The sequence below is a fragment of the Gordonia cholesterolivorans genome (assembly GCF_039531975.1).
Lineage (GTDB): Bacteria > Actinomycetota > Actinomycetes > Mycobacteriales > Mycobacteriaceae > Gordonia > Gordonia sihwensis.
Genome location: NZ_BAAARB010000001.1, coordinates 260,915 through 285,127, shown reverse-complemented (window position 1 = coordinate 285,127; position 24,213 = coordinate 260,915). Strand labels below are relative to the sequence as shown.

The following is a 24,213-nucleotide window of genomic DNA, read 5'->3' as shown; positions in this document are numbered from 1 at the left end:
CAATGCTCCTTCGGTTCGGTTCATTTCGCTGCGCGCCGGATCAGCCGTCGCGGCGTGCGTCGTGGGCGGAATGGGGCACACCGAGTCCGGCGGCCAGATCGGTGAGGGCGCGGCGGCCCAGCGGGAGGTCGACGCCGAGCCGGTCGGCCAGGGTCAGTGCCAGGGTCAGGTCCTTCTCGCCGAGATCGCGGACGTGCGTGAAGACACCGAACCAGAAGTCGTCGGGAGCGATCGGCCCGGTGGTGTCACGAAGCATGATCGCGCCCGCACCGCCGGTGATCGCATCGGTGTGCCGGACCACTCGCCCGAGTTGTGCGATGTCGATTCCGGCGGCCTCGGCGAGTCGGGACGCCTCGGCCGTGGCGGCGAAGGAGACGAAGTGCAGCAGGTTGCGGGCCAGCTTCATCCGCGTTCCGTCGCCGGCCGCCGGGCCGGCATGGACGATGAGATCGCCCGCCGGCGCGAGTGCGGCTCTGGCCCGCTCGTAGCCGGCGCGATCGCCGCCGATCATGATCGCCAGCCGGCCCTCCGCAGCCCCGGGGGCGCCGCCGGAGATCGGAGCGTCGAGCACGACGATCCCGTCCGCCGCGCACGCGGCGGCCTGCTCGGCCGCCGTCTCGGGGGCGATGGTGGAGTGGATCGCGATGAGCGAGCCCGGCGCCAGGTGCGGGCGCAGTTCCCCGATCACCTTGCGGACCTGGGCGTCGTCGCGAACGCAGATGCTGACCAGATCGCTGGCGGACGCGAGTTCGGGCAGACCGTCCACGGCGACCGCGCCCGCATCGACCAGGGTGGCGACGGCATCCGGAGAGAGGTCGAAGACGGTGGTCGGAGCGGATCCGGCCAGGCGCGCAGCCATCGGACCGCCGATGTTGCCGAGCCCGACACAGCCCAGCCGCAGTGCCTCGCTCATGAGCGGATGACCTGTCCGCCGTCGACGTTGAAGATCTGTCCGGTGATCCAGGACGCCTCGTCGGACAGCAGGAACAGACACATGCCGACCAGATCCTGCGGCGTGCCCATCCGCCCCAGCGGGAGCTTGGCGACCATGTCGTCGACCATCGCGGCGGGAGTGGTGGAGCGGGTGGCCTCGGTGTCGATGGGGCCGGGGGCGATCGCGTTGATGCGGATGCGCTGACCGCCGAGTTCGACGGCGAGCTGCTGGGTGAGGCCGTTGACGCCCACCTTGGCCAGACCGTAGAAGCCGCTGTACAGCCAGGCCGCCGTCGACGACTGGTTCACGATCGCCCCGCCGTGCCGCATATGCGGGTAGCAGGCGCGGGTCACGTTGAGCGCACCGTCGAGGTTCACGCTCATGAACTTCTTGTAGTAGTCCCACGGCACGGTGGTCAGGAAGTCGAGCTTCATGCCGCCGTAGATCGCGGCGTTGTTGACGAGCGCGTCGATCTTCCCGCGTTCGTCAACGACGGCCGTCGCGAGCGATGCCGCGGAGTCGGGGTCGGAGACGTCGGTGTGCACGTACATGCCTCCGATCGCGTCGGCCACCGACCGTCCGGCGTCGTCGTTGACATCGGCGATCACCACGTACGCGCCCTCGTCGGCGAGTGCCCGGGCGTAGGCCTCTCCGATGCCTCCGGCGGCGCCGGTGACGATGGCGGTTTTGTCGGCGAATCTGGTCATGTTGTTCCTTCGGGGTGTTGTGGGGTGTGGGCGGGGGGTGGAGGTGGGGGTGGAGGTTTCGACTCGCTTCGCTCGCTCAACCAGCGGGCGGGGCCGGCCAGCGGGAGAGGTGGGCAGCGGGCGGGCCAGGCCGGCGGGAGAGGTGGGAGCGGGAGGGGCCGACCTCCCTATACGGGTGTGGCGACCGCCTTGATCTCGAGGTACTCCTCGAAACCGGCGCGGCCCATCTCTCGCCCGATTCCGCTCTGCTTGTAGCCGCCGAACGGGACGTCGGCGGAGTACCAGATGCCGCCGTTGACGCTCATCGTCCCGGTGCGGACGCCGTCGACCACGGCGTTCACCCGTTCCGGCGATGTGCCCCACACGGCGCCCGACAGTCCGTAGGGGGAGTCGTTGGCGAGATCGATCGCGTCGTCGTCGCCATCGTGCGGGATGATCACCAGCACCGGGCCGAAGATCTCCTCCTGTGCGACGCGAGCGGAGTTGCCGACGCCGGAGATGAGCGTCGGTTCGACGAAGAAACCGCGGTCCAGTCCGGCGGGCCGGCCACCGCCGATCTCGATCACGCCGCCCTCCTCGCGTGCCAGACGCAGGTAGTTCTCGACGCGCTCCCGCTGCCGGGCGGAGATGAGCGGTCCGCAGACCGTTCCCGGGTCCGTCGGGTCCGCCGCGGACAGGCCCGCCATCGCGTTCTTGGTGAGTTCGACGGCGGCCGCGAGCTTCTCGCGCGGCACCAGCAGACGGGTGGTGATGGCGCAGCCCTGCCCGGCGTGAGTCACGACGGAGAACGCCGCCATCGAACAGGCGGCTGCAAGGTCGGCGTCGTCGAGCACGATGAAGGCCGACTTGCCGCCGAGTTCCAGAAAGACCTTCTTGAGCGTGGGCGCGGCGGCGGCCATCACCCTGCGGCCGGTGTCGGTGGAACCGGTGAACGAGACGAGATCGACGCGGGGGTCGGTGCACAGTTGCTCACCGAGTGCGTGGTCGGTGGAGGTGACGATGTTGACCACGCCCGGAGGGCAGTCGGTCTCCTCGGCGATCACCTTCCCGACCAGCGCGGCACACCACGGGGTGTCCGGGGCCGGCTTCAGGACCACGGTGCAGCCGGCGGCGAGCGCCGGACCGATCTTGGCGAAGTTGATCTGGTGCGGAAAGTTCCACGGTGTGATCGCGCCGACCACACCGATCGCCTCGGCGCGCAGCTCTCGCCGGTTCTTGATGCCCATCGGGCTCGCCTCGCCGAGATCGGTGATCCACGAATAGCTCTCGGCGAGGTCGGCGAAGTACCCGAGATCGGTGATCGGCCCCACCAGCTGCGGGCCGTGCGTCAGGAACGTGGGACAGCCCACTTCGGCGACCGTCAGCTCCCGCAGTTCGTCCGCGTGCGCGAGCAGTGCGTCGCGCAGTTGCCGCAGGCAGTGGGCGCGGAAGGCGTGGTCGCGCGACCAGTCGGTCCGATCGAAGGCTCGGCGGGCGGCCTCGATCGCCCGATCCATGTCGGACGCGGTGGCTTCGGCCGCCTGGCCGATCACCTCCTCCGTAGCGGGGTTGACGACGTCGAAGACGCCGCCGGAACCGGGGATCAGGGCGCCGTCGACGAGCAGGTCGGTGGCGGTGTCGGGCCTGAGTGGGAGGCTCGCTCGGGTCATTGTCAGAACTCCATCTGGACAGGTGTCTGGACTTCGGTTCAACCGTAGAGTAGCGTGCGTCACATGTCCACCCCAGTCGAGTCCGCCGGTGTCGCGGCCGAGTCCACCCGGCGGCGCCTGAGTCCGCAGCAGGCCGAGAAGATCACCAAGATGACCGAGGCGGCCGTCGAGATCCTCGCCGCGGACGGCTTCGATGCGCTCTCGGTGCGTGACGTCGCGAAGCGCGCGGGGGTGGCGCCGGCCACCGCCTACACGTATTTCAGCTCGAAGAGTCACCTGGTGGCGGAGGTGTTCTGGCGGCGTCTGGCCGCCGGAGTGCCCGAGGTGGACGCCTCCCTGCCCCGGGCCGAGCGCGTGGCGCAGGTGCTGCGCGGAGTCTCGACCGTGGTCGCCGGAGAGGGACAGCTCGGCGGAGCCGTCACCGTCGCGCTGCTGGGCAGCGACCCGGACTCCGAGCACCTGCGGTGGCGGATCGGCGGGTTCATTCACGACCGCCTCGCCGCCGCGGTCGGTGACGACCACCCCGATGCCCCTCGGGTGGTGGACGCCCTGCAGATGCTCTACGCAGGCGGACTCGTCACCGCCGGCATGGGACACCTGACCTACGAAGCGACATCCGAGCGGCTGGTCGCGGCCGCCGCACTGCTCTTCAACGATTGATGGGAATGAGACGTTGACCGTCACCGACACCGGAATGCAGGAGTCGATTCCGTTCGACCCGTACGACTACGACTTTCACGAGGACCCGTATCCGACCTACGCGCGGCTGCGCCGCGACGCGCCGGTGTACCGCAACACCGACGGCGACTTCTGGGCGCTGGCCCGGCACGACGACGTCTCCGAGGCCTTCCGCGACAACGTGCGGCTGTCGAACAGCTGGGGCGTCTCGATGGATCCGACGTCGTACAACGAGAACGCCGAGTACGCGATGAGCTTCCTGGCGATGGACGACCCGCGCCACCTGCGCCTGCGCAAGCTCGTATCGAAGGGATTCACGCCGCGCCGGGTCAGCGAGCTCGCACCTCGGATCCACGAGCTGACGAATCGGCACTGGGCGCGCTGCGTGGAGATGGGGGAGTTCGACTTCGTCCACGACTTCGCCGGACTGTTGCCGATGGACGTGGTCTCGGAGCTGCTCGGGGTCGGGCCGTCCGACCGCGCATACCTGCGACGGCAGTCGGATCTGCTGATCCACCGGGAGGAGGGCGTCACCGATGTACCCGAAGCCGCTGTGCGCGCCTACCTGGAGTTGCACGGCTATTACGCGGAGCTGCTCGCCGACCGTCGCAGACGCCCGGGCGACGACCTCGTCTCCGCGCTGATCGGCGCCGAACTCGTCGGAGACGGGGTGGCCGCGGCGAAGGGCGAGCGCACCACGATGACCGACCAGGAGATCATCGGCTTCATGATGCTCATGGTGGTCGCGGGCAACGAGACCACCACCAAGCTGCTGGCGAATTCCGTCTACTGGGGTCATCGCAGCGGGGGGCAGGTGGCGGGGATCCTCGATGAGGTCGGCGCGGGCGCCGATCCGGCGGCCGTCGTCGGGGACTGGGTCCAGGAGACGCTCCGGTTCGACACCTCCACGCAGATGCTGCTGCGGCGCGTGGTCGACGACGTCGAATACGGCGGCTACACCATTCCCGCGGGCGATCGGGTGCTGCTGCTGATCGGTTCGGCGAATCGAGACGAAGAGGTCTTCGGGCCGGACGCGGACCAGTACCGCATCGGCCGTGACAGCAGCCGCACCATCCTCTCGTTCGGACTCGGCACGCACTTCTGCCTGGGAGCGCACCTGGCCCGACTCGAGGCCGACCTCGGCCTCGCCGAGATCGCCCGAACCGTCAAGAGTTTCGACGTCGACCTCGACGCCGCCGAACGCGTGCACTCGGTGAACGTCCGCGGTTTCGCGTCCCTCCCGATGAAAGTGGTCCCCCGATGAGATTTCAGCCCCATCCCGAACGTCGGCCCGTGCTGGTCGCCGGTGCCTCGTCCGGCATCGGCGAGGCCACCGCCCTGGCCCTCGCCACGGCCGGCCATCCGGTCGCCCTCGGCGCACGCCGTGTGGAGAAGTGCGCCGCGACTGCCGCACGGATCGTCGCCGACGGAGGTGAAGCGGCCGCCGTCGCGCTCGACGTGACCGACGACGACTCCGTCCGGAACGCGGTCGACGCGGCGCAGGAGGCGCTGGGTCCCCTCGAAGTGGTGGTCGCCGGTGCCGGCGATCTCCAGATCGGCCGAGCCCACGAGATGCCGGTGGACGAGTGGGCGGCGCAGATCGATGTGCACCTGGTCGGCGCGTACCGGCTCTACCGCGCGGTGGCGCCCGCGATGATCGCGCGCCGCCGTGGCGACATCGTGTTCATCAGTTCCGACGTCGTCGCCCACCCGCGTCCGTGGTCGTCGGCGTACGTCGCCGCCAAATGCGGTGTCGAGGGCATGGTCGCCACCATCGACATGGAGTTGGAGGGCACCGGGGTGCGCGCCGGTCTGGTGCGGCCCGGCCAGACGATCACGGGCATGGGCATGAATCTCGATCAGAAGCAGACCGAGGCGATGCTCAACGACTGGATCGCGTTCGGCCTGGCCCGGCACGGCAACTTCCTCACACCCGAGAATCTGGCTTCGGCTGTCATGGCGATGATCTCGATGCCGCCCGGCGCGCACATGCGATCGGTCGACGTCGAAGCCGAGGGCGAGCTCGTACCGCCGGAATCGTCCACCCCCGCCCAGCCCGAACCGGTCGCGCATTCGGAAGGAGCACCGGCATGACCACGAGCGCATCTCACACTGAACCCTCTGACCGCGCAGCATCCTCCGAGCACGCAGCATCCTCCGACCCTGCAGCATCGATCCGCGTATCCGGCGGAGAGGGCGAGCACGGACACCTCGACGAGCTCGCCACCGATCCGATCGGCCTGTTCCGGCGTGTCCGGGCCGAGCACGGCGACGTCGGGATGTTCCAGCTCGCCGACCGGGAGGTGGTCCTGGTGAGCGGTGCGGCCGCGAACGAAGAGTTCTTCCGCGCGCCCGACGAGGTGCTCGATCAGGGCGCCGCGTACCCCTTCATGACTCCGATCTTCGGTGAGGGCGTCGTCTTCGACACCAGTCCCGAGCGGCGCAGCGAGATGCTGCACAATCAGGCGCTCAAGGGGGCGCACATGAAGCAGCACGCGGTCACCATCCCCGACGAGGTGGAACGGATGATCGCCGGCTGGGGCGACGCCGGCGAAATCGATCTGCTCGACTTCTTCGCCGAACTGACGCTGTACACCTCGTCGTCGTGCCTGATCGGACGCAAGTTCCGCGAAGAGCTGTCGGGCCACATCGCGCACCTCTATCACGAGCTGGAGAAGGGCACCGACCCGATCGCCTACGTCGACATGCACGCCGACATCGAGAGTTTCCGCCGACGCGACGCCGCGCGCGCCGAGTTGGTAGAGTTCATCGGCGGCGTGATGGACCGCCGTATCGCGAACCCGCCGGCCGACTCCGCCGACCGGGATCTGCTCGACGTGCTGGTGTCGCTGAAGAACGACGACGGTTCGCAGATGTTCAGTCCGGACACCGTGACCGGCATCTTCATCTCGATGATGTTCGCGGGCCACCACACCACTTCGGGGACGGCGGCGTGGACGCTGATCGAACTGCTCAAACATCCGGACCATCTCGCCGAGGTCGTCGGCGAACTCGACGGGATCTACTCGGACGGCGTCGAGTACAGCTTCGCTGCGATGCGTCAGATCCCGAAGCTGGAAGGCGCGATCAAGGAGGCGCTGCGACTGCATCCGCCGCTGATCATCCTGATGCGCCTGGTTCAGGAGGACTTCGAGGTCGGCGGGGTCACGGTTCGCGCCGGACAGTCGATCGCGGTCTCGCCTGCGGTCTCGAACCGGCTGCCGGAGGACTTTCCGGACCCGGACTCCTTCGATCCCGCTCGGTACGAGCAGCCGCGGCAGGAGGATCTGGTCAATCGCTGGACGTGGATCCCGTTCGGTGCCGGACGGCATCGCTGCGTCGGCGCGCAGTTCGCGATGATGCAGTTGAAGGCGATCTTCTCGGTGCTGCTGCGCAACTATGAGTTCTCCCTGGTTCAGGAGCCGGACAGCTACCGCAACGACCATTCCAAGATGGTCGTGCAGTTGCAGCAGCCGTGCCGCGTCGCCTATCGGCGGCGGGAGCGGTGATGCGCGTCGTCGTCGATCTGGATCTGTGTCAGGGACACGGGATGTGCGAGTTGGAAGCCCCCGACGTCTTCGAGGCGGGCCGTGACGCGGTGACGATCCTGAACGAGAACCCTGACGAATCGCAGCGCGCCGAAGTGGAGGCCGCTGTTCGGTTCTGCCCGACCCAAGCACTGAAGATCGTGGAGGAATGACATGGCTTTTCCCCGTGCCGAACTGGACGAGATGAAGCAGCGTTGGCTGGATGCCAACGTCGAAGCCGAGAAGGCGGGCGACTGGCGCCCGCTCGCGGATTTCTACACCGAGGACGCCACCTACGGCTGGAACTACGGTCCGGAGAAGGACTTCATGGCCGTGGGCCGCGACGAGATCCGAGAGATCGCGCTCGGCCAGGAGATGGAGGGCCTGGAGGGCTGGGAGTATCCGTACCAGGCGTGGGTGATCGACGAGCGGACCGGCGACATGATCGGGCTGTGGCGCCAGGTGTACTCCGGCGCCGGGAACCCAGTGAGCGGGCCGATTGACGTCAGCACTCGAGCCGACGGTTCCCACTACGCGGTGCACGGCATCGGCGGGAGCTGGTTCCGTTACGCGGGGAACTTCCAGTTCGGCTGGCAGCGCGACTTCTTCGACTTCGGGAACGTCTCGGCACTGTTCCTGGAGATGCTGACCGATCAAGCCTGCAGTGACGGCATGCTCAAGCGCATCGAGAAGTCCGCGCCGGGGAACCTGCCCGGTTGGTATCCGCTCGGGCAGTCGCCCGTCGGCCTGTGGGACCTGCCGTGAGCCTGGCCGGACTGACCCGCGCGCAGTTGGTGGCTCTGGTCCCGGAGTCGCTGCTGTCGGGCCAGCTGATCGATCGGTCCGGGATGGCACACCTGATCGCGGCGTTCGGCCGCGAGGGCATGACCCAGGTCGCCATCGAGGAGTGGATGGCGGCCAGCCCGGTGTACACGGGGCGGATGCGGACCGCGCTCGGGATCGAGGGCGACGGGGTCGAGGACATGTTCAAATGCCTGCAGCTCGATATCGGTGCGCCGCCGCAGTTCATGGACTTCCGCTACCGGATCGTCGATCGGTACCACGGCTCGTTCGTGCTCGATCACTGCGGCGCGCTTCTCGACGTGGAGCCGATGGGCGACGAGTACGTGACGGCCATGTGCCACGACATCGAGGATCCGACATTCGATGCGACCGCCATAGCGACCAATCGGCGCGCGCGGATCCGTCCGGTGCACCGACCGCCCCGCGTACCCGCGGGCCGGACGCCGCACTGCGAGTGGACGGTGACGATCGAGCCCGACCGCGAGGAGCTTCCGTTGCCGGAGGTCACCGAGCCGACTCTGCGAACCCGGGCGGCGTCGATCGCCCTCAGCCCGATCGACGGGTCCGCCGGCGACGGTCTCGCCGATTACCGCGGTCCGCTCGTCGAGGACCTGGCCTTCGACGAGTTCTCCACCTCCGCACTGGTGCGGATCGCGGAGGAGACGGCCTTGCAGCACCAATTGCTCGCGATCGGATTCCTGGCATCCGTGCGACGCCGGACCGATGCTGCGCGCGCGGACGAGATCCTCGAGAAGCAGCTCATCGGCATCGCGGGGATCACCGCCGAACGATTGTCGGCCGCGCTGTTCGACGGTCGGTCCGACGCGACGGCGCTCGCCGGCGTTTTGAACGCGCACCCGGTGTTCGGCCCCGAGCAGTACACGGGGGTGGTCGCGCAGGTGCGCGAAGACGGTGACGGCGTTCGCGTGCGCATTCGAGTGGATTCGCCTGCGGTGGAGGACGGCGCGTGGATGCGGCTGTTGGCCGCGGGCCGGCTCGGTGCGATCGCGTCGGCGGTGCGGGCGGTCGAGCCGACGTGGGTCGTCGAAGAGAGTGCCGTGAACGGCGACGAACTCGTGGTGACCGTCGGCCGCGGCGATCCGCAGCCCGAGTGCGACGAGGTCGCCATCGTGCGCTTCTCGGCCGGGTCGTCGTTCACCTTCGCCGACCGCGGTCCGTCGAAGCCCCTGCCGCTCTCGGTGGTGTGAGGAGAGGGGCGCGCCTGTGGACGTGTGCCTCGGGTAGACGCGAGGCTCGGCGACAGATCCCCCGTCCCGGACGGGGGATCTGTCGCTGAGTGGCGCTGCTGCGGATGGCGGATCGTGGGCTGTGGACGGCGGATGGAACCGTCTTGGGCCCGGTCGCGTCTAAAGAGATATGTGGCCTGCAGATCGATACGGACTCATCTGGCGCGGCGTCGCCCTGGATTCCGGAGTCACCGAACGCGAGATCCGGGAGGCCGTTCGCAGACACACGCTGATACCGGTGGGACGGGGCGTGTACGTGACGCGTGAGTCGCTCGGTCCGGACCCGGGGCAGGCGCTGCGGGACCGCTATCGGCTCCGGTGCGTGGCGGCCGCTGTCGGAACCGCCCGCGACTGCGGCAACGTGCTCAGTCACGAGTCTGCGGCCGCAGTCCTCGGGCTCGGGACTCTGCGTCCCGATCTCACGAGCATTCACCTCACCAACGGTCGCAGCAACGGCGGTCACCGTCGACCCCACCGCGTGATACACAGCGGGGGACTGCGCGACGACGAGGTCGTCGAGGTCAATGGGCTCGCGGTGACGTCGATCTCGCGGACCGCGGTCGACGTGGCGCTCTCGGTGCCGGACTTTCCGCGGGCCCTGTCGGTCATGGACAGCGCACTGCGGCTCGGTGCGGATCGCGGCGTACTGCTCGCGGAGCTCGCACGGCCGCGGCGCGGAGTCGCCCGGGCGCGTCGGGCGCTGCGTCATGCGGACGGGCGGTCGGACAACCCCGGCGAGTCGTGGGGCGGGCACAGATGATCGAGGCCGGACTGCCAGTTCCCGAGCTTCAGACCCGCTACCGTCTGCCGAGCGGCCGGACGGCGATCTGCGACTACGACTGGGATGGGTCCGTGGTGGCGGAGTTCGACGGTTTCGGGAAGTACCGGCGGGAGATGCGGAAGCCGGATCAGCCGGCTGACGACGTGGTGATCGCCGAGAAGCTGCGCGAGGACGAACTGCGCGCCCGATCTGCACGTGGTGCGGTGGACGACCGAACACTTGGCGTTCGGGCAGATGGTGCCGCTGCTGCGACGGCAGCTGTCGCGGTTCGGGATCCTCCCCGCGGCATCGCGGACGCGAGGCTCGGCGACGAAACACCCGTCCCGGACGGGGGATCTGTCGCCGGCAGGCGCGACGTCAGACGTCGAAGCGCGCGTCGGCCGTCGCCCGTCCGAGGAGTCGGTCGCCGTCGTACATGCGGGCGTCGAAGAGGCAGAGACGGCGCCCGAGCTTGACCGGCACGACGTCGATGCGCACGCGGCGGCCGTCGACGACGGGCGACCGGTGGAATTCGCAGGTGAAGTCGATCAGCTGGTAGCCGCCGCCGGCGCGGACATTGCGCTGGGCTCCGAACGAGCACGCCTGGGCGAGCATCGCGGCGATCACTCCGCCGTGCATGGTGCCCATGAGGTTGCGCATCCACGGTGCGGTGGTGAACTGCACGTCGACGGAGCCGTCGTCGCCGGTTCCCGTGACGCCGCCGTCGAGGATCTCTGAGATCGGGCCCATCGGGAGCGAACCGTCGATCAGCTTCGCGACCACCTCGGCACCGGAGAGGGACGGGTCGATCCGCTCGACCGCGGGTACGCCGTCGGGTGCGGGCTGTTCCGGATGCCACTGAAGGTCGCCGCTGGTGGGACGACCGACCCGGACGTTGCGAGCGGTGCCGAAGCACACCGTCTCACCCGCGGACCCGGCGATGGTGACCGACGTGGTGCCGAACGCGTCGTCGTGCATGCGGAGGTCGGCGCTCGCGCGGAGCACGTCGTGGGGCGCGGGACGCCGCACCATCGACATCGTGAGCCGTGCCTGCATCGACGACGACGCGGCGTCGAGCCGGTAGAAGGGAACGCCACCGACGTCGTCGAAGAGCACCGTGAGAGCCGGCAGTTCGATGAGGCCGCGGTGATCGGTGACGCCGCTGCCGAGCTTCTGGACCAACACCGGTGCGTCGACGTCGGTGTCCCGGCCGATGGCGAACGTGGTGAACGGGTCGGCGATCGGCGGGGCGTGACTCGTCATGGGTCCGTCCTATCAGGGGACAGCGCGCGGGGCGAAACTCGCGGACTCGGATGAGACCGGTGCCACTCGCGCGGGGTCCGGAAGAGAAACAATCATTCACGCTTGATTTGTTTGCCGATCCGTGTGACGCTGGGCGCATGGCGATCGTCGATGAACTCGTTCAGGCATTGCAGGCGGAATCGGAATCCCTCGACGGCCTCGTCGCGGAGCTCTCCGACGAACAGTGGGCCACCCCGACGCCGGCCCAGGGGTGGACGGTGGCGCACCAGATCGGTCACCTGCACTGGACCGACCGCGTGTCCCTGCTGTCGATCACCGATCCCGCGGGGTTCGGCGACCTCGTCGAGCAGGCGATGGGCGACCCGTCGGGCTTCGTGGACGCGGCAGCGGAGACCGAGGCGGCCAGGCCGCCCGCCGAACTCCTGGCCGACTGGCGCAAGACGCGCGACCGGCTCGGCGGTGCGTTGGTCGCGGTCCCGGAGGGCACCAAGCTCACGTGGTTCGGTCCGCCGATGTCCGCGGCGTCGATGGCGACCGCGCGGATGATGGAGACCTGGGCACACGGTCTCGACGTCGCCGACGCGCTCGGTGTGAAGCGTCCCGAGGGCGACCGCATCAAGAACGTGGTGCACCTCGGGGTCCGAACCCGCGATTTCGCCTACCTGGTCAACGGGCTCGACGCCCCGGCCGAACCGTTCCGCTACGAGATCACCGCGCCGTCGGGCCGGCTGTGGACGTGGGGACCGGAAGACGCGACCGACATCGTCCGCGGCCCGGCGGTGGACTTCTGCGAACTCGTGACTCAGCGACGGCACCTCGACGATCTGAACCTCGAGTTCATCGGCGACGAGGCCGCCGCGTGGTCGCGGATAGCCCAGGCCTTCGCCGGACCTCCCGGCGCCGGCCGAGCGCCCCAGAGGTCCTGAGCGCCGGCCGCACCCGCACCCACACGCGTGAAACACCAGGAGGAATGATGTCCGACGCATCGCGTCCGGTCCGGATCGGCAACGTCTCCGGCTTCTACGGCGACCGCTTCAGCGCGGTCCGCGAGATGCTCGAAGGCGGCGATCTCGACTTCATCACCGGCGACTACCTCGCCGAACTCACCATGCTGATCCTCGGCCGTGACCGCATGAAGAACCCCGACCTCGGTTACGCGAAGACCTTCCTGCGGCAGATGGAGGAGAACCTGCACCTCGTCGCCGAGAAGGACGTCAAGGTGGTCGTCAACGCCGGCGGACTCAACCCGCACGGCCTCGCGGTGGCGCTCAGGGAACTGGTCGACCGCCTCGACGTGGATCGCCGGGTCGCCTTCGTCAACGGTGACGACATCGTCGGGCGGGCGGGTGAACTCGGGCTGGGATCACCGATCACGGCCAACGCCTACCTCGGCGGATTCGGTATCAAGACAGCGCTCGACGCGGGCGCCGACATCGTCGTCACCGGCCGTGTCACCGACGCCTCGCTGGTGGTCGGGTCGGCGGCGTCGGTCTTCGGCTGGGGCTACGAAGACCTCGATCAGCTCGCGGGTGCGGTGGTGGCCGGGCACATCATCGAGTGCAGCGCCCAGGCCACCGGCGGCAACTATTCGTTCTTCACCGAGATCCCGGACATGACGCGGCTCGGCTTCCCCATCGCCGAGGTGCACGCCGACGGCAGTTCGGTCATCACCAAACACGAGGGCACGGGCGGCGCGGTGCAGGTCGGAACGGTCACGGCGCAACTGCTCTACGAGATCGGCGGGCCGCGGTACTACAACCCCGACGCGACCGCGCGGATCGACACCGTCGAACTCGCGCAGGAGAGCACCGACCGCGTGCGGGTGAGCGGGGTGCGGGGAGAGGCGCCGCCGAAGGACCTTAAGGTCTCGCTCAATCACCTGGGCGGCATCCGCAACGAGTTCGAGGTGGTGCTCACCGGCCTCGACATCGAGGCCAAGGCCGAGCTGTTCCAGAAGCAGTTCGAGGCCGCGCTCGGGCAGCGTCCCGCCGAACTCACCTGGGAGCTGGTCCGCCTCGACCGTCCCGACGCCGACACCGAGGAGCAGGCCAGCGCGATGCTGCGCTGCGTGGCCCGCGACACCGACCCCAAGAAGGCCGGACGGCAGTTCACCGGTGCGGCAGTCGAACTCGCGCTCGCGAGCTACCCGGGTTTCACTCTCACCGCACCTCCCGGCAACGGTTCGCCCTACGGCGTCTTCGAGCCCGGCTACGTCGACGCCGCGCTGGTTCCCCACCAGGTGAACCAGCCCGACGGGGTCACCGTGCGAATCGATCCGTCGCCCCTTCGCGCGGAACCGATCGTCGACGAGAGCGTCCCGGCGGCGGCGTCGTCGACCGACTGGGGCGAGACCGTCGACCTTCCGCTCGGCACCGTGGCCGGTGCCCGATCGGGGGACAAGGGCGGCAGCGCCAACATCGGGCTCTGGGCCCGGACCGACGACGAGTACGCATGGCTCGACGAGACGCTCAGCGTCGCCAAGCTCAAGGAACTGCTGCCGGAGGTCGCGGACCTGACCGTGCATCGGTACCCGCTTCCGAATCTGCGGGCCGTCAACTTCGTGATCGAGCAGGTGCTCGGGCGCGGCGTCGCCGAGAACGTCCGCTTCGATCCGCAGGCCAAGGGGCTGGGAGAGTGGCTGCGCTCGCGCGTGGTACCGATCCCGACCCGTTTCAGCAAGACAGAAGGGAACTGATCCGTGCCCATCGCCAGTGACATCTGGGATTCACCGGAACGGCGTGAACTCCGCGCGAGTATCGCCGGTTTCGCCAAGCGGCACATTCTGCCGTATCAGGACGAGTGGGAGCGCGAGGGACTGATTCCGCGCGAGACCCACCTGGCCGCGGCCGAACTGGGACTGTTCGGTCTCGGCGTGCCGGAGGAGATCGGCGGCAGCGGCGGCGACCTGATCGACTCGATGATCCTGGTGGAGGAACTGCACTGTCAGGGCGTCGCGGGCGGCGTCTTCGCCTCGCTGTTCACCCACGGCATCGCTCTGCCGCATCTGATCGCCGCGAACGACCCGGCCCAGATCGACAAGTGGGTCCGGCCGACCCTGGCGGGCGAGAAGATCGGCAGCCTCGCGATCACCGAACCCGGTGGCGGCAGCGACGTCGGCCACCTGCGCACCAGCGCCGTGCGCGACGGGGACCACTACGTGGTGAACGGCTCCAAGACATTCATCACCTCGGCGGTGCGTGCCGACTTCGTCGTCGCGGCGGTCCGGACCGGAGGGCCCGGCGCCGCGGGAGTCTCGCTGCTGGTGATCGAGAAGGGCACGCCGGGATTCGAGGTGGCGCGCAAGCTCGACAAGATGGGCTGGCTCAGTTCCGACACCGCGGAACTGTCGTTCACCGACGTCCGCGTGCCGGCCGCGAACCTCGTCGGTGCCGAGAACTCCGGCTTCGCGCAGATCGCGCAGGCCTTCGTCACCGAGCGCGCCTCGCTGGCGGCCCAGGCGTACGCGAGCGCGCAGCGGTGCCTGGACCTGACCCTCGACTGGGTGCGGAACCGGGAGACCTTCGGCAAGCCGCTCATCTCCCGGCAGTCCGTGCAGGACACGGTCACGGAGATGGCACGCCGGATCGACGTGGCGCGGACCTACACCCGGGCGGTCGTCGAACGGAAGGTGTCGTCGGGCGACGACCTCATCGCCGAGATCTGCTTCGCGAAGAACACCGCTGTCGAGGCGGGCGAGTGGGTGGCGAACAAGGCGGTCCAACTGCACGGCGGAATGGGTTACATGCGGGAGTCGGAGGTGGAACGCCAGTACCGCGACATGCGCATCATCGGCATCGGCGGCGGCACCAACGAGATCCTGACCGGACTGGCGGCGAAGCGATTGGGGTACCAGGCATGACGGTTCTGAGGAGCAAGATCGACACCTCGTCGGCGGAGTTCGCGGCCAACGTCGAGGCGATGAACGCCAAACTGGCCGAACTCGAATTGGAGTTCCGCAAAGTCCTCGCCGGCGGCGGCGAGAAGTACGTCGAGCGGCACCGCAAACGCGGGAAGATGACCGCGCGCGAGCGAATCGAGCTGCTGGTCGACGAGGATTCGCCTTTCCTGGAACTCTGCCCGCTCGCGGCGTACGGCTCGCAGTTCACTGTGGGCGCCTCGGTGGTGGTCGGCATCGGCGTCGTCGAAGGCACCGAATGCCTGATCGTCGCCAACGATCCGACGGTCAAGGGCGGCACCTCTAACCCGTGGACGCTGCGGAAGATCCTCCGGTGCAACGACATCGCCCGGCAGAACCGGCTCCCGGTCATCTCGCTCGTGGAGTCCGGCGGTGCCGACCTCCCGACGCAGAAAGAGGTCTTCGTCCCCGGCGGACGGATGTTCCGCGATCTGACGCAACTGTCGGCGGCGGGCATCCCGACCATCGCACTGGTCTTCGGCAACTCCACGGCGGGCGGTGCCTACGTCCCCGGAATGAGCGATCACGTCGTGATGATCGAGGACCGTTCCAAGGTCTTCCTCGGCGGCCCGCCCCTGGTCAAGATGGCCACGGGTGAGGAGAGCGACGACGAGGAACTGGGCGGCGCCAAGATGCACGCCCGCGTCTCCGGACTCGGCGACTACCTCGCGGCCGACGAGCAGGACGCGGTGCGGATCGGCAGGCGGATCGTCGCCCGCCTCAACTGGCGCAAGCAGGGACCGGAGCCGATCGCCGAGCCGGTCCGCGAACCCCGGTACAGCCCGGAGGAGCTGCTCGGCATCGTTCCTCCCGGTCTGAAGATCCCCTTCGACCCGCGCGAGGTGATCGCGCGCGTCGTCGACGACTCCGACTTCGACGAGTTCAAACCCGAGTACGGCACCTCGCTGTGCACCGGCTGGGCCCGGATCCACGGCTACCCGGTCGGTATCCTCGCGAACGCGCAGGGCGTGCTGTTCTCGGCCGAATCGCAGAAGGCCACTCAGTTCATCCAACTGGCCAACCGCAGCAACACGCCGCTGCTGTTCCTGCACAACACCACCGGCTACATGGTCGGCAAGGAATACGAGCAGGGCGGCATCATCAAGCACGGCTCGATGATGATCAACGCGGTGTCGAACTCGACGGTGCCGCACATCTCGATCCTGATGGGCGCGAGTTACGGAGCGGGCCACTATGGCATGTGCGGCCGGGCGTACGACCCCCGCTTCCTGTTCGCGTGGCCCAGCGCCAAGAGTGCGGTGATGGGCGCCGCGCAGCTCGCGGGCGTCATCTCGATCGTCTCCCGTGCGGCCACCGAGGCACGCGGCGGCACCGTGGACGAGGAGGCCGACGCCGGAATGCGCGCCATGATCGAGGCGCAGATCGAGGCCGAGTCGGTGCCGATGTTCCTGTCCGGGATGCTCTACGACGACGGCGTCATCGACCCGCGCGACACCCGGACGGTGCTCGGCCAGGCGCTCTCGGCCATCGCGTCCGCCCCGGTCGAGGGCACCAGCAACTTCGGCGTCTTCCGGATGTGAGGAATCTGCACATGACTACAGCCATCTCTCAGAAGCCGATCACCAGCGTGCTCGTCGCCAACCGCGGCGAGATCGCGTGCCGGGTCTTCACCACCTGCGTCACGATGGGCCTGCGCACCGTCGCGGTGTACTCCGATCCGGACGCCGACGCCCCGCATGTGCGGGCCGCCGACGCCGCGGTCCGACTGCCGGGTTCCACCTCGGCCGAGACGTACCTGCGCGGTGAGAAGATCATCGCCGCCGCACAGGCGGCGGGCGCGGACGCGATCCATCCCGGGTACGGATTCCTCTCGGAGAACGCCGAGTTCGCGCAAGCCGTGATCGACGCCGGACTGACGTGGATCGGTCCGCCGCCCGCCGCGATCACCGCGATGGGCTCCAAGGTGAACGCGAAGGCGCTGATGGAGGGCGCCGGTGTGCCGGTGCTCAAGGACATCGATCCCGAATCGGTCACCGCCGATGATCTTCCGCTGCTGATCAAAGCCTCCGCGGGCGGCGGCGGACGCGGCATGCGGATCGTCCGCGAACTGGGCGAGTTGAGCGACGCCGTCGCCGCGGCCCGGCGCGAAGCGGAGTCGGCGTTCGGCGATCCGACCGTGTTCTGCGAGCCGTACATCGAGCGCGGCCACCACATCGAGGTCCAGGTGATGGCCGACGACCACGGCCAGATCTGGGCGGTCGGCGAGCGGGAATGCTCGATCCAGCGCCGGCATCAGAAGGTGGTCGAAGAGGCTCCGGCACCGCTCGTGGAGCGGATCGGTGCCGACATGCGCGACAAGCTCTTCGCGGCCGCACGCAAGGCGGTCGAGTCGATCGGCTACCGAGGCGCGGGCACCGTCGAGTTCCTCGCCGACGAGACCGGCAAGTTCTTCTTCCTGGAGACCAACACGCGACTGCAGGTGGAGCATCCGGTCACCGAGCTGACCACCGCCGTCGACCTCGTGGAGTGGCAGCTGCGCGTGGCCCGGGGCGAGCCGCTGGGACAGATTCCGGCGACCGCTCCGGCGGGCGGCGTCGGCCACGCGATCGAGGTGCGGCTCTACGCCGAGGATCCCGCGCACGACTGGCAGCCGCAGTCGGGCACCGTCGCGCGCATCGACCTCCCCGCCGCCACCCGGTTCGGGCTGCTGGAGCGGCCCGGGGTCCGCGTGGACTCGGGAATCACCGACGGCAGCGAGATCTCGACCTTCTACGATCCGATGCTCGCCAAGGTGATCTCCTGGGCTCCCGACCGCGACCAGGCGGCGGCCGTGCTGGCCCGTGCCCTCTCGGACGCGCGCATCCACGGTGTCGTCACCAACCGCGACATGCTCGTGAACACCTTGCGCGAGGCCGACTTCCTCGCCGGCGCGACCGACACCGGCTACCTCAGCGACGAGCGGATCGCCGAGTTGTCGCGGCCGCTCGCCGGCGACGGCGCGGACGTGGTGGCGGCGACCGTCGCGGCGCTGGCGCAGTCGGCGCGCAACCGCGCCGACGCCCGTGCGGTCCCGGCGGCGCCGTCGGGCTGGCGCAACATCGCCTCCGACTACCAGCGCAAGACCTACCTCGCCGCCGATGGGACCGAGATCGTGGCGCGGTATCGCTTCGGGCGCGACGGGCGAGCCGAACTGCCCGATCTGGACGATGCGACCGTGGAGTCCGTCGAGCCCACCGAGGTGGTGCTCTCGCGCGGCGGCGTGGTGCGCCGCTACGAGGTGAGCGCGGTCGGCGACCGGGTGTTCGTCGACTGGCCGGGCGCATCGGTGACACTGACCCGCGCACCGCGGTTCGTCGACCCGGCGTCCGTGGAACGGCCCGGTTCGCTGCTGGCGCCGATGCCCGGTTCGGTGATCCGGGTGGCGGTGGCCGAAGGCGATCGCGTGACGGCCGGACAGCCGCTGCTGTGGCTCGAAGCGATGAAGATGGAGCACACCATCAAAGCACCCGCCGACGGCGTGGTGTCCGTCCTCGCGGTGGAGCCGGGACGGCAGCTCTCGGTGGGCGATGTGCTCGCCGTGATCACCGAAGAGGAACCATCCGCGGAGTGAGCCCTCGCGGGACCAGACCTATCTCCAACCGAACTCCAGGAGCCCCAATGAGTTTCATCGAGACCGAAGAGCAGACAGCGCTGCGCGAGGCCGTGGCCGCGCTGGTGAAGAAGTACGGCCAGCAGTACTTCAGCGACTGCGCCCGACAGGGACGCAAGACCGACGAACTGTGGCAGGAGGCCGGCGAACTCGGCTTCATCGGCGTCAACCTGCCGGAGCAGTACGGCGGCGGTGGCGCCGGAATGTACGAGCTCGCGATCGTGATGGAGGAACTCGCCGCCGGCGGCAGCGGGCTGCTCATGATGGTCGTCTCGCCGGCCATCTGCGGCAACATCATCGCCCGCTTCGGAACCGACGACCAGAAGCAGCGGTGGATCCCGGGCCTCGCCGACGGCTCGATCACCATGGCCTTCGGCATCACCGAACCCGACGCCGGATCGAACTCGCATCAGATCACGACCACCGCTCGCCGTGACGGCGACGACTGGATCCTCAACGGCCGCAAGGTCTTCATCTCCGGCGTCGACCAAGCGCAGGCGGTGCTCATCGTGGCGCGGACCGAGGATGCCAAGACCGGCAGGCTCAAGCCCGCGCTGTTCATCGTGCCCACCGACACACCGGGCTTCGAGCATCAGATCATCGACATGGAGATGCTGAACCCGGAGAAGCAGTTCACCCTCTTCCTCGACGACGTCCGGCTCCCGTCCGACGCGCTGGTGGGATCCGAGGACGCCGCGCTGAGTCAGCTCTTCGCCGGTCTCAATCCGGAGCGGATCATGGCCTCCGCGTCGGCGATCGGCATGGGCCGCTACGCGCTCGACCGCGCCGTCGAGTACGCGAACGATCGGACCGTCTGGAAGACGCCGATCGGGGCGCACCAGGCGATCGCTCATCCTCTCGCGCAGGGCAAGATCGAGCTCGAGATGGCCAAGCTGATGATGCAGAAGGCCGCCACCCTGTACGACGCGGGCGACGACTGGGGCGCCGCGGTCCCCGCCAACATGGCGAAGTACGCGGCGGGCGAGGCCACCGCCAAGATCGTCGACCAGGCCATCCAGACCCTGGGCGGCAACGGTCTCACCGTCGAATACGGTCTGGCCGCGCTGCTCCCGCTGTCGCGCCTGACGCGCATCGCTCCGGTGAGCCGCGAGATGATCCTGAACTTCGTCGCGCAGACGAGCCTGGGACTGCCGAAGTCGTACTGATCCCGTTTCGCCGCCCTTTCCAGCGGACGTCGCGGGGTTTCGACTGCGGCTCTCGCCCTTTCAGGTTCGTCGAGTAGCGAGGAACAGAGTGAGGAGCGTATCGAGGCCGTTGACCTGCGCGGTCTCGATACGCCCGACTCGCTTCGTTCGCGGAGAATCGACAATCCGGTAGTTGCGACCAGCCGAGTACGGGCCTTCCTCATCGACCTTCAGAAGGAGAACCATGACCGACGACATCCTCGTCCACACCGCCGTAGACGCGTCCGTCCTCACCGTCACGCTCGACTCACCCGCCAACCGCAATGCGCTCAGCTCGGCGCTCGTCGCGCAGCTGCAGACGGCGTTCGATGCCGCGACCGACGAGGAGATTCGGGCGGTCGTGCTGACGCACACCGGCGGGACGTTCTGTGCGGGCGCGGATCTGGGGGAGGCGCTCAAGCGCGGTCTGAGCCCCGAGGAGGCGACCGCCGAGGGCGGTCGTGCGATGGTCGGACTGATCCGCACCGTCCTCGAACTCGACAAGCCGGTGATCGTCGTCGCCGACGGACACGTCCGTGCCGGTGGACTGGGGTTGGTCGGCGCGGCCGACATCGCGCTCGCCGGACCGGCCGCCACCTTCGCTCTCACCGAGTCCAGGCTCGGCCTTGCGGCCTCGATCATCTCGATCCCGTTGCTGGCCAAGATGTCCGCCCGGGCAGCCGGCCGATACTTCCTGACCGGAGAGAAGTTCGGCGCCGACACCGCGGCCGGGATCGGCTTGGTGACCGCCGCCTGCGCCACGGCCGACGACCTCGCCGCTGAACTCGACAGTGTGCTGGAAGGCATCCGCAAGGCGTCCCCGCAAGGACTGTCGGTGAGCAAGAAGCTGACCACCGCGGCGCTGCTCGACGGCTTCGACGTGCAGGCGCAGGCGCGCGCCGAGGAATCGATGCGACTGTTCGCGTCCGACGAGGCGCGGGAGGGAATGACGGCCTTCCTCAGCAAGCGCCGACCGGAGTGGGACACTAGCCGCTGATGAACGCGCCACTCCGTGAACCGCAGCAGGACCGGTCCCGAGCCACTCGGGAGCGGCTGCTGGCGTCGACTGTCGACTTGCTCGCCACCCGTGGCTGGGCCGCGACGACGGTCGCGAAGGTCGCGGAGGAGGCCGGTGTCTCACGAGGCGCGGCGCAACATCACTTTCCGACGAGGGAGGCGTTGTTCACCGCGGTCATCGAGCAGATGTACGACGACATGACCGAGGACGTCGGGCACTCACTGGAGAGCATCCCGTCGGGTCCGGGCCGGATCGCCGCGGTGGTGGAGCAGGCCGTCTCGATCTATACGGGAACGTCGTTCAAGGCCGCGCTTCAGGTGTGGGCCGCCGCGGCGTCCGATCCCGCCCTCGCCGACGTGATCCGTCCGCTGGAGGCCAAGATGGGCCGAGCGGCCCACGCCTTCGTCGTCTCCGGACTCGACCCCGACGGGACCCGCCCGCAGGCCTACCGCCTGGCGCAGATCACCCTCGACCTCGCCCGCGGCTTCGGCCTGGCCGACACGCTGACCGACGATTCGCGCAGACGCGCCGGGGTCCAGGCGGCGTGGGTGGAGCAGCTGACCGCGGCTCTGGACTGATCGCGTCGGGGCGCGGGTCAGGAGTGCGCCATCACCTGCAGGGCGATCACTGCCAGTGCCAGCGCGGCTTCGATCGTCAGCATCACCACCTGCTGCTTCCAGCTGAGGCCCACCCGATGTACGGCCCTCGCGCAGATCAGGACCAGGGCGATGGCGAGGGCGATCGTCGACGCGAGCAGCGCCGCGTTCACGTCCCAGCCGGTGATCAGGCTGACTCAGAGGAACACAAAGGGCAGCGTCACCGACGACAGTGCGCCGAAACTCGTCCGCACGGCGTGCGCGAACTCGTGACGGCTCATCATCACGCCGTGGACCACCGTGTGAGCGAGGACGTCTGCGGTGAAGACGGCGAGCACCGTGCCTCCGAGCGTCACGGCGAGGGTGGCCAGCGCGGCGGGGGCGCTCACGTCCCCGTGCGCTCGGATCGCCAGCGTCACCGAGAGCGTCGCGAAGACGAGATAGATGGACTCCTTCAGAACCGCAGCCTGTTCCTCTCGGGTCGGCTGCGCGCGGGTGCCGGACATGCACAGAGCGTAGTCGGGCCCGCCGCGGCGTAGGGTCGGTCGTGGTGGCCGGGTAACGGCCACGCGCGAGCAGAAGGGGCGGGCATGGACGACGGTCCGGTGCGCGGTTTCGAAGCGATGATGGCCTCGATCGACTCATCCGTCTACCTGGTGACGGCAGCCGCCGACGGTCGCCGAGCGGGTTGCCTGGTGGGTTTCGCCGCGCAGATGAGTATTGAACCGGAGCGGTTCGTGGCCGGGATCTCGCGACAGAACCACACCTATCCCATCGCCGCGGCGACCGGTCACCTCGGTGTGCACGTGGTCTCCCGCGAGCACCTGGATCTGGTGCGACTGTTCGGCGGAGAGACCGGGGACGAGGTCGACAAGTTCGAGCGCTGTCGATGGGTTCCGGGACCGCACGGCGTGCCGATCCTGTCCGACGCCGAGGCCTGGTTCGTCGGCCGAGTGCTGGCTCGGCACGACGTCGGCGACCACACGTGCCACGTCCTCGCTCCGGTCGCCGGCGGCGGGTCGGCCGGCGGGCGCGGAGGCTTGGCGGGACTGGCCGACGTCGACGACCTCGAACCGGGGCACCCGGCCTGACGCACGGCGGGAGGACATCCTCCTGGCGACCGGCGAATGGAAACCGCGGGCCCACCGGTGTCGATCACCGATGAGCCCGCGGAGTTCGGGGGGACGAGGCCTACGACTCGTGCATGATCACGCCGCGGATGTTCTTCCCGTCGCGCAGATCCTGGTAGCCCTGATTGACGTCCTCCAGTGAGTAACGCTGGGTCACCAGCTCGTCGAGCTTCAGCTGACCGGCGTCGTACAGGCGCAGCAGCTTCACGATGTCGTACTGCGGATTCATCGAACCGAAGAGCGTGCCCATGATCGTCTTCTGGTTCAGCGTCAGATCCGCACCCGAGACCTGGACGGTGAGCTTGGCGGGGTCGGCCAGACCGGTGATGACCACCTTGCCGCCCTTGCCGATGACAGCGGTGGCCGCCTGGACCACCGGGACGTCGACGGTACCGACCAGGATGAGGGCGGCGTCGGCGCCCTTGCCCCAGGTCAGCTCGGTCACCTTCTCCTGCGCCTCCTCGGCGGTCGCGAAGGCGTGCGTGGCGCCGAACTTCAGCGCCTCGGTGCGCTTCATCTCCACCGGGTCGACGACGACCACGTACTTGCAGCCCGCGCTGACCGCGCCCTGAACCGCATTGATGCCGAGGCCGCCGATGCCGTAGATGACGGCGGTGTCGCCCGCGCGCAGATTGCCCGCGTTGACCGCTGTGCCCCAACCGGAGGGGACGCCGCAGCCGACGAGGACAGCGGTCTCCAGCGGCAGCCAGTCGTCGACCTTGACGACCGAGTGCTGCGAGATGGTGGCACGCTCGGAGAACGTGCCGAGCATGCACATGGCGCCGAAGTCCTGGCCGTTCCCGTGAAAGCGGAAGGTGCCGTCGGGCATGGAGCCCTCGAGGATGGTGGCGCCCATGTCGCACAGGTTCTGCCGGCCCGTGGAGCAGTAGCGACAGGTGCCGCAGTTCGGGATGAAGCTGCACACCACGTGGTCGCCGGGCTTCACCTTGGTGACGCCGGGGCCCACCTCCTCGATGATTCCGGAGCCCTCGTGACCACCGACGATGGGGTAGCGGGGCGGGAGGTCGCCGTCGGTGAGGTGGAGGTCGGAGTGGCAGAGGCCTGCGGCGGTGTACTTGATGAGGACCTCGCCCGGGCCGGGGCCGTCGAGGTCGAGTTCCATGATCTCGAAGGGCTTGCCGGGCTCGAGGAGTACGGCGGCTTTGGTCTTCATGGTGGGTTCCTTAAGG

At 68.8% G+C, this 24,213-nt stretch carries 24 protein-coding genes; 17 read left to right on the top strand and 7 right to left on the bottom strand.

The window, feature by feature from the left end:
* Nucleotides 1–40 precede the first annotated feature (40 nt).
* From ABFX36_RS01300 to ABFX36_RS01290, 3 genes are all read right to left on the bottom strand, one after another.
* On the bottom strand, nucleotides 41–913 hold the full coding sequence (locus ABFX36_RS01300; RefSeq protein WP_346074714.1) for an NAD(P)-dependent oxidoreductase: 873 nt from the start codon (nucleotides 911–913) through the stop codon (nucleotides 41–43).
* Entirely contained in the window at nucleotides 910–1,641 is a 732-nt protein-coding gene (locus tag ABFX36_RS01295; protein ID WP_006894441.1) for an SDR family oxidoreductase, read from the bottom strand. Before ABFX36_RS01295 ends, ABFX36_RS01300 begins: the two co-directional genes overlap by 4 nt.
* A 167-nt stretch (nucleotides 1,642–1,808) precedes the next feature.
* A complete protein-coding gene (locus ABFX36_RS01290; RefSeq protein WP_006894442.1) occupies nucleotides 1,809–3,290 on the bottom strand; it encodes an aldehyde dehydrogenase in 1,482 nt (493 codons plus the stop codon).
* Between the two features lie 63 nt (nucleotides 3,291–3,353).
* Between ABFX36_RS01290 and ABFX36_RS01285 the strand changes: the two genes are divergently transcribed.
* From ABFX36_RS01285 to ABFX36_RS01250, 8 genes are all read left to right on the top strand, one after another.
* The gene (locus ABFX36_RS01285; protein WP_006894443.1) at nucleotides 3,354–3,950 is read left to right on the top strand and encodes a TetR/AcrR family transcriptional regulator; all 597 of its coding nucleotides are present in this window, start codon (nucleotides 3,354–3,356) and stop codon (nucleotides 3,948–3,950) included.
* 34 nt (nucleotides 3,951–3,984) lie between these two features.
* A complete protein-coding gene (locus ABFX36_RS01280) occupies nucleotides 3,985–5,232 on the top strand; it encodes a cytochrome P450 (protein ID WP_346074735.1) in 1,248 nt (415 codons plus the stop codon).
* Nucleotides 5,229–6,062, top strand: coding sequence for an SDR family oxidoreductase (locus tag ABFX36_RS01275; RefSeq protein WP_062367397.1), 834 nt, complete (start codon nucleotides 5,229–5,231; stop codon nucleotides 6,060–6,062). Before ABFX36_RS01280 ends, ABFX36_RS01275 begins: the two co-directional genes overlap by 4 nt.
* Nucleotides 6,059–7,477, top strand: coding sequence for a cytochrome P450 (locus ABFX36_RS01270; RefSeq protein ID WP_346074713.1), 1,419 nt, complete (start codon nucleotides 6,059–6,061; stop codon nucleotides 7,475–7,477). The genes ABFX36_RS01275 and ABFX36_RS01270 overlap by 4 nt, the downstream gene beginning before the upstream one ends.
* A complete protein-coding gene (locus ABFX36_RS01265; RefSeq protein ID WP_045536639.1) occupies nucleotides 7,477–7,668 on the top strand; it encodes a ferredoxin in 192 nt (63 codons plus the stop codon). The genes ABFX36_RS01270 and ABFX36_RS01265 overlap by 1 nt, the downstream gene beginning before the upstream one ends.
* Nucleotide 7,669: 1 nt before the next feature.
* The gene (locus tag ABFX36_RS01260) at nucleotides 7,670–8,260 is read left to right on the top strand and encodes a nuclear transport factor 2 family protein (protein ID WP_006894448.1); all 591 of its coding nucleotides are present in this window, start codon (nucleotides 7,670–7,672) and stop codon (nucleotides 8,258–8,260) included.
* Complete coding sequence (locus ABFX36_RS01255) at nucleotides 8,257–9,507, top strand: hypothetical protein (RefSeq protein ID WP_006894449.1); 1,251 nt, start codon at nucleotides 8,257–8,259, stop codon at nucleotides 9,505–9,507. Before ABFX36_RS01260 ends, ABFX36_RS01255 begins: the two co-directional genes overlap by 4 nt.
* A gap of 169 nt (nucleotides 9,508–9,676) precedes the next feature.
* Nucleotides 9,677–10,306 carry a hypothetical protein gene (locus ABFX36_RS01250; protein WP_231875719.1) on the top strand — a complete coding sequence of 210 codons (630 nt, stop codon included), beginning with the start codon at nucleotides 9,677–9,679 and terminating at the stop codon, nucleotides 10,304–10,306.
* A gap of 378 nt (nucleotides 10,307–10,684) precedes the next feature.
* On the opposite strand, the gene ABFX36_RS01245 is transcribed toward ABFX36_RS01250, so the two are convergent.
* Complete coding sequence (locus ABFX36_RS01245; protein WP_045536644.1) at nucleotides 10,685–11,569, bottom strand: PaaI family thioesterase; 885 nt, start codon at nucleotides 11,567–11,569, stop codon at nucleotides 10,685–10,687.
* 137 nt (nucleotides 11,570–11,706) lie between these two features.
* Between ABFX36_RS01245 and ABFX36_RS01240 the strand changes: the two genes are divergently transcribed.
* The 8 genes from ABFX36_RS01240 (at nucleotide 11,707) to ABFX36_RS01205 (ending at nucleotide 21,875) form a co-directional block, all read left to right on the top strand.
* Nucleotides 11,707–12,495, top strand: a complete 789-nt coding sequence (locus tag ABFX36_RS01240; protein WP_062367396.1) for a TIGR03084 family metal-binding protein — start codon at nucleotides 11,707–11,709, stop codon at nucleotides 12,493–12,495.
* Between the two features lie 47 nt (nucleotides 12,496–12,542).
* Nucleotides 12,543–14,264 (top strand): acyclic terpene utilization AtuA family protein, encoded by a 1,722-nt coding sequence (locus tag ABFX36_RS01235; RefSeq protein ID WP_062367421.1) that lies wholly within the window; start codon nucleotides 12,543–12,545, stop codon nucleotides 14,262–14,264.
* 3 nt (nucleotides 14,265–14,267) lie between these two features.
* Entirely contained in the window at nucleotides 14,268–15,428 is a 1,161-nt protein-coding gene (locus ABFX36_RS01230) for an acyl-CoA dehydrogenase family protein (protein ID WP_045536648.1), read from the top strand.
* Complete coding sequence (locus ABFX36_RS01225; RefSeq protein ID WP_346074712.1) at nucleotides 15,425–17,026, top strand: acyl-CoA carboxylase subunit beta; 1,602 nt, start codon at nucleotides 15,425–15,427, stop codon at nucleotides 17,024–17,026. The genes ABFX36_RS01230 and ABFX36_RS01225 overlap by 4 nt, the downstream gene beginning before the upstream one ends.
* A gap of 11 nt (nucleotides 17,027–17,037) precedes the next feature.
* On the top strand, nucleotides 17,038–19,056 hold the full coding sequence (locus tag ABFX36_RS01220; protein WP_346074711.1) for an ATP-binding protein: 2,019 nt from the start codon (nucleotides 17,038–17,040) through the stop codon (nucleotides 19,054–19,056).
* Between the two features lie 47 nt (nucleotides 19,057–19,103).
* Nucleotides 19,104–20,261: an acyl-CoA dehydrogenase family protein gene (locus ABFX36_RS01215; RefSeq protein ID WP_006894457.1), complete on the top strand. Its 1,158-nt coding sequence runs from the start codon at nucleotides 19,104–19,106 to the stop codon at nucleotides 20,259–20,261.
* Nucleotides 20,262–20,484: 223 nt separating this feature from the next.
* Nucleotides 20,485–21,276, top strand: a complete 792-nt coding sequence (locus ABFX36_RS01210; RefSeq protein WP_346074710.1) for an enoyl-CoA hydratase family protein — start codon at nucleotides 20,485–20,487, stop codon at nucleotides 21,274–21,276.
* Nucleotides 21,276–21,875 carry a TetR/AcrR family transcriptional regulator gene (locus ABFX36_RS01205; protein WP_006894459.1) on the top strand — a complete coding sequence of 200 codons (600 nt, stop codon included), beginning with the start codon at nucleotides 21,276–21,278 and terminating at the stop codon, nucleotides 21,873–21,875. The genes ABFX36_RS01210 and ABFX36_RS01205 overlap by 1 nt, the downstream gene beginning before the upstream one ends.
* A 17-nt stretch (nucleotides 21,876–21,892) precedes the next feature.
* Here ABFX36_RS01205 and ABFX36_RS01200 read toward each other — a convergent pair whose 3' ends face one another.
* Both ABFX36_RS01200 and ABFX36_RS01195 read right to left on the bottom strand, forming a co-directional pair.
* The gene (locus ABFX36_RS01200; RefSeq protein ID WP_346074709.1) at nucleotides 21,893–22,066 is read right to left on the bottom strand and encodes a hypothetical protein; all 174 of its coding nucleotides are present in this window, start codon (nucleotides 22,064–22,066) and stop codon (nucleotides 21,893–21,895) included.
* 24 nt (nucleotides 22,067–22,090) lie between these two features.
* Entirely contained in the window at nucleotides 22,091–22,399 is a 309-nt protein-coding gene (locus tag ABFX36_RS01195) for a hypothetical protein (protein WP_006894461.1), read from the bottom strand.
* Between the two features lie 84 nt (nucleotides 22,400–22,483).
* On the opposite strand from ABFX36_RS01195, the gene ABFX36_RS01190 reads away from it, so the two are divergent.
* Nucleotides 22,484–22,984 carry a flavin reductase family protein gene (locus tag ABFX36_RS01190; protein ID WP_045539621.1) on the top strand — a complete coding sequence of 167 codons (501 nt, stop codon included), beginning with the start codon at nucleotides 22,484–22,486 and terminating at the stop codon, nucleotides 22,982–22,984.
* 100 nt (nucleotides 22,985–23,084) lie between these two features.
* On the opposite strand, the gene ABFX36_RS01185 is transcribed toward ABFX36_RS01190, so the two are convergent.
* Nucleotides 23,085–24,197, bottom strand: coding sequence for an NDMA-dependent alcohol dehydrogenase (locus ABFX36_RS01185; RefSeq protein WP_006894463.1), 1,113 nt, complete (start codon nucleotides 24,195–24,197; stop codon nucleotides 23,085–23,087).
* Between the last annotated feature and the right edge of the window lie 16 nt (nucleotides 24,198–24,213).

Excerpts from the sequence above, each read along its gene's own strand:
- ABFX36_RS01195 (WP_006894461.1), bottom strand. The coding sequence starts at position 22,399 with ATGTCCGGCACCCGCGCGCAGCCGACCCGAGAGGAACAGGCTGCGGTT.
- ABFX36_RS01275 (WP_062367397.1), top strand. The coding sequence starts at position 5,229 with ATGAGATTTCAGCCCCATCCCGAACGTCGGCCCGTGCTGGTCGCCGGT.
- ABFX36_RS01250 (WP_231875719.1), top strand. The coding sequence starts at position 9,677 with ATGTGGCCTGCAGATCGATACGGACTCATCTGGCGCGGCGTCGCCCTG.
- ABFX36_RS01245 (WP_045536644.1), bottom strand. The coding sequence starts at position 11,569 with ATGACGAGTCACGCCCCGCCGATCGCCGACCCGTTCACCACGTTCGCC.
- ABFX36_RS01280 (WP_346074735.1), top strand. The coding sequence starts at position 3,985 with ATGCAGGAGTCGATTCCGTTCGACCCGTACGACTACGACTTTCACGAG.
- ABFX36_RS01225 (WP_346074712.1), top strand. The coding sequence starts at position 15,425 with ATGACGGTTCTGAGGAGCAAGATCGACACCTCGTCGGCGGAGTTCGCG.
- ABFX36_RS01270 (WP_346074713.1), top strand. The coding sequence starts at position 6,059 with ATGACCACGAGCGCATCTCACACTGAACCCTCTGACCGCGCAGCATCC.
- ABFX36_RS01220 (WP_346074711.1), top strand. The coding sequence starts at position 17,038 with ATGACTACAGCCATCTCTCAGAAGCCGATCACCAGCGTGCTCGTCGCC.
- ABFX36_RS01215 (WP_006894457.1), top strand. The coding sequence starts at position 19,104 with ATGAGTTTCATCGAGACCGAAGAGCAGACAGCGCTGCGCGAGGCCGTG.
- ABFX36_RS01290 (WP_006894442.1), bottom strand. The coding sequence starts at position 3,290 with ATGACCCGAGCGAGCCTCCCACTCAGGCCCGACACCGCCACCGACCTG.
- ABFX36_RS01185 (WP_006894463.1), bottom strand. The coding sequence starts at position 24,197 with ATGAAGACCAAAGCCGCCGTACTCCTCGAGCCCGGCAAGCCCTTCGAG.
- ABFX36_RS01300 (WP_346074714.1), bottom strand. The coding sequence starts at position 913 with ATGAGCGAGGCACTGCGGCTGGGCTGTGTCGGGCTCGGCAACATCGGC.
- ABFX36_RS01210 (WP_346074710.1), top strand. The coding sequence starts at position 20,485 with ATGACCGACGACATCCTCGTCCACACCGCCGTAGACGCGTCCGTCCTC.
- ABFX36_RS01240 (WP_062367396.1), top strand. The coding sequence starts at position 11,707 with ATGGCGATCGTCGATGAACTCGTTCAGGCATTGCAGGCGGAATCGGAA.
- ABFX36_RS01190 (WP_045539621.1), top strand. The coding sequence starts at position 22,484 with ATGGACGACGGTCCGGTGCGCGGTTTCGAAGCGATGATGGCCTCGATC.
- ABFX36_RS01295 (WP_006894441.1), bottom strand. The coding sequence starts at position 1,641 with ATGACCAGATTCGCCGACAAAACCGCCATCGTCACCGGCGCCGCCGGA.
- ABFX36_RS01260 (WP_006894448.1), top strand. The coding sequence starts at position 7,670 with ATGGCTTTTCCCCGTGCCGAACTGGACGAGATGAAGCAGCGTTGGCTG.
- ABFX36_RS01205 (WP_006894459.1), top strand. The coding sequence starts at position 21,276 with ATGAACGCGCCACTCCGTGAACCGCAGCAGGACCGGTCCCGAGCCACT.
- ABFX36_RS01285 (WP_006894443.1), top strand. The coding sequence starts at position 3,354 with ATGTCCACCCCAGTCGAGTCCGCCGGTGTCGCGGCCGAGTCCACCCGG.
- ABFX36_RS01265 (WP_045536639.1), top strand. The coding sequence starts at position 7,477 with ATGCGCGTCGTCGTCGATCTGGATCTGTGTCAGGGACACGGGATGTGC.
- ABFX36_RS01235 (WP_062367421.1), top strand. The coding sequence starts at position 12,543 with ATGTCCGACGCATCGCGTCCGGTCCGGATCGGCAACGTCTCCGGCTTC.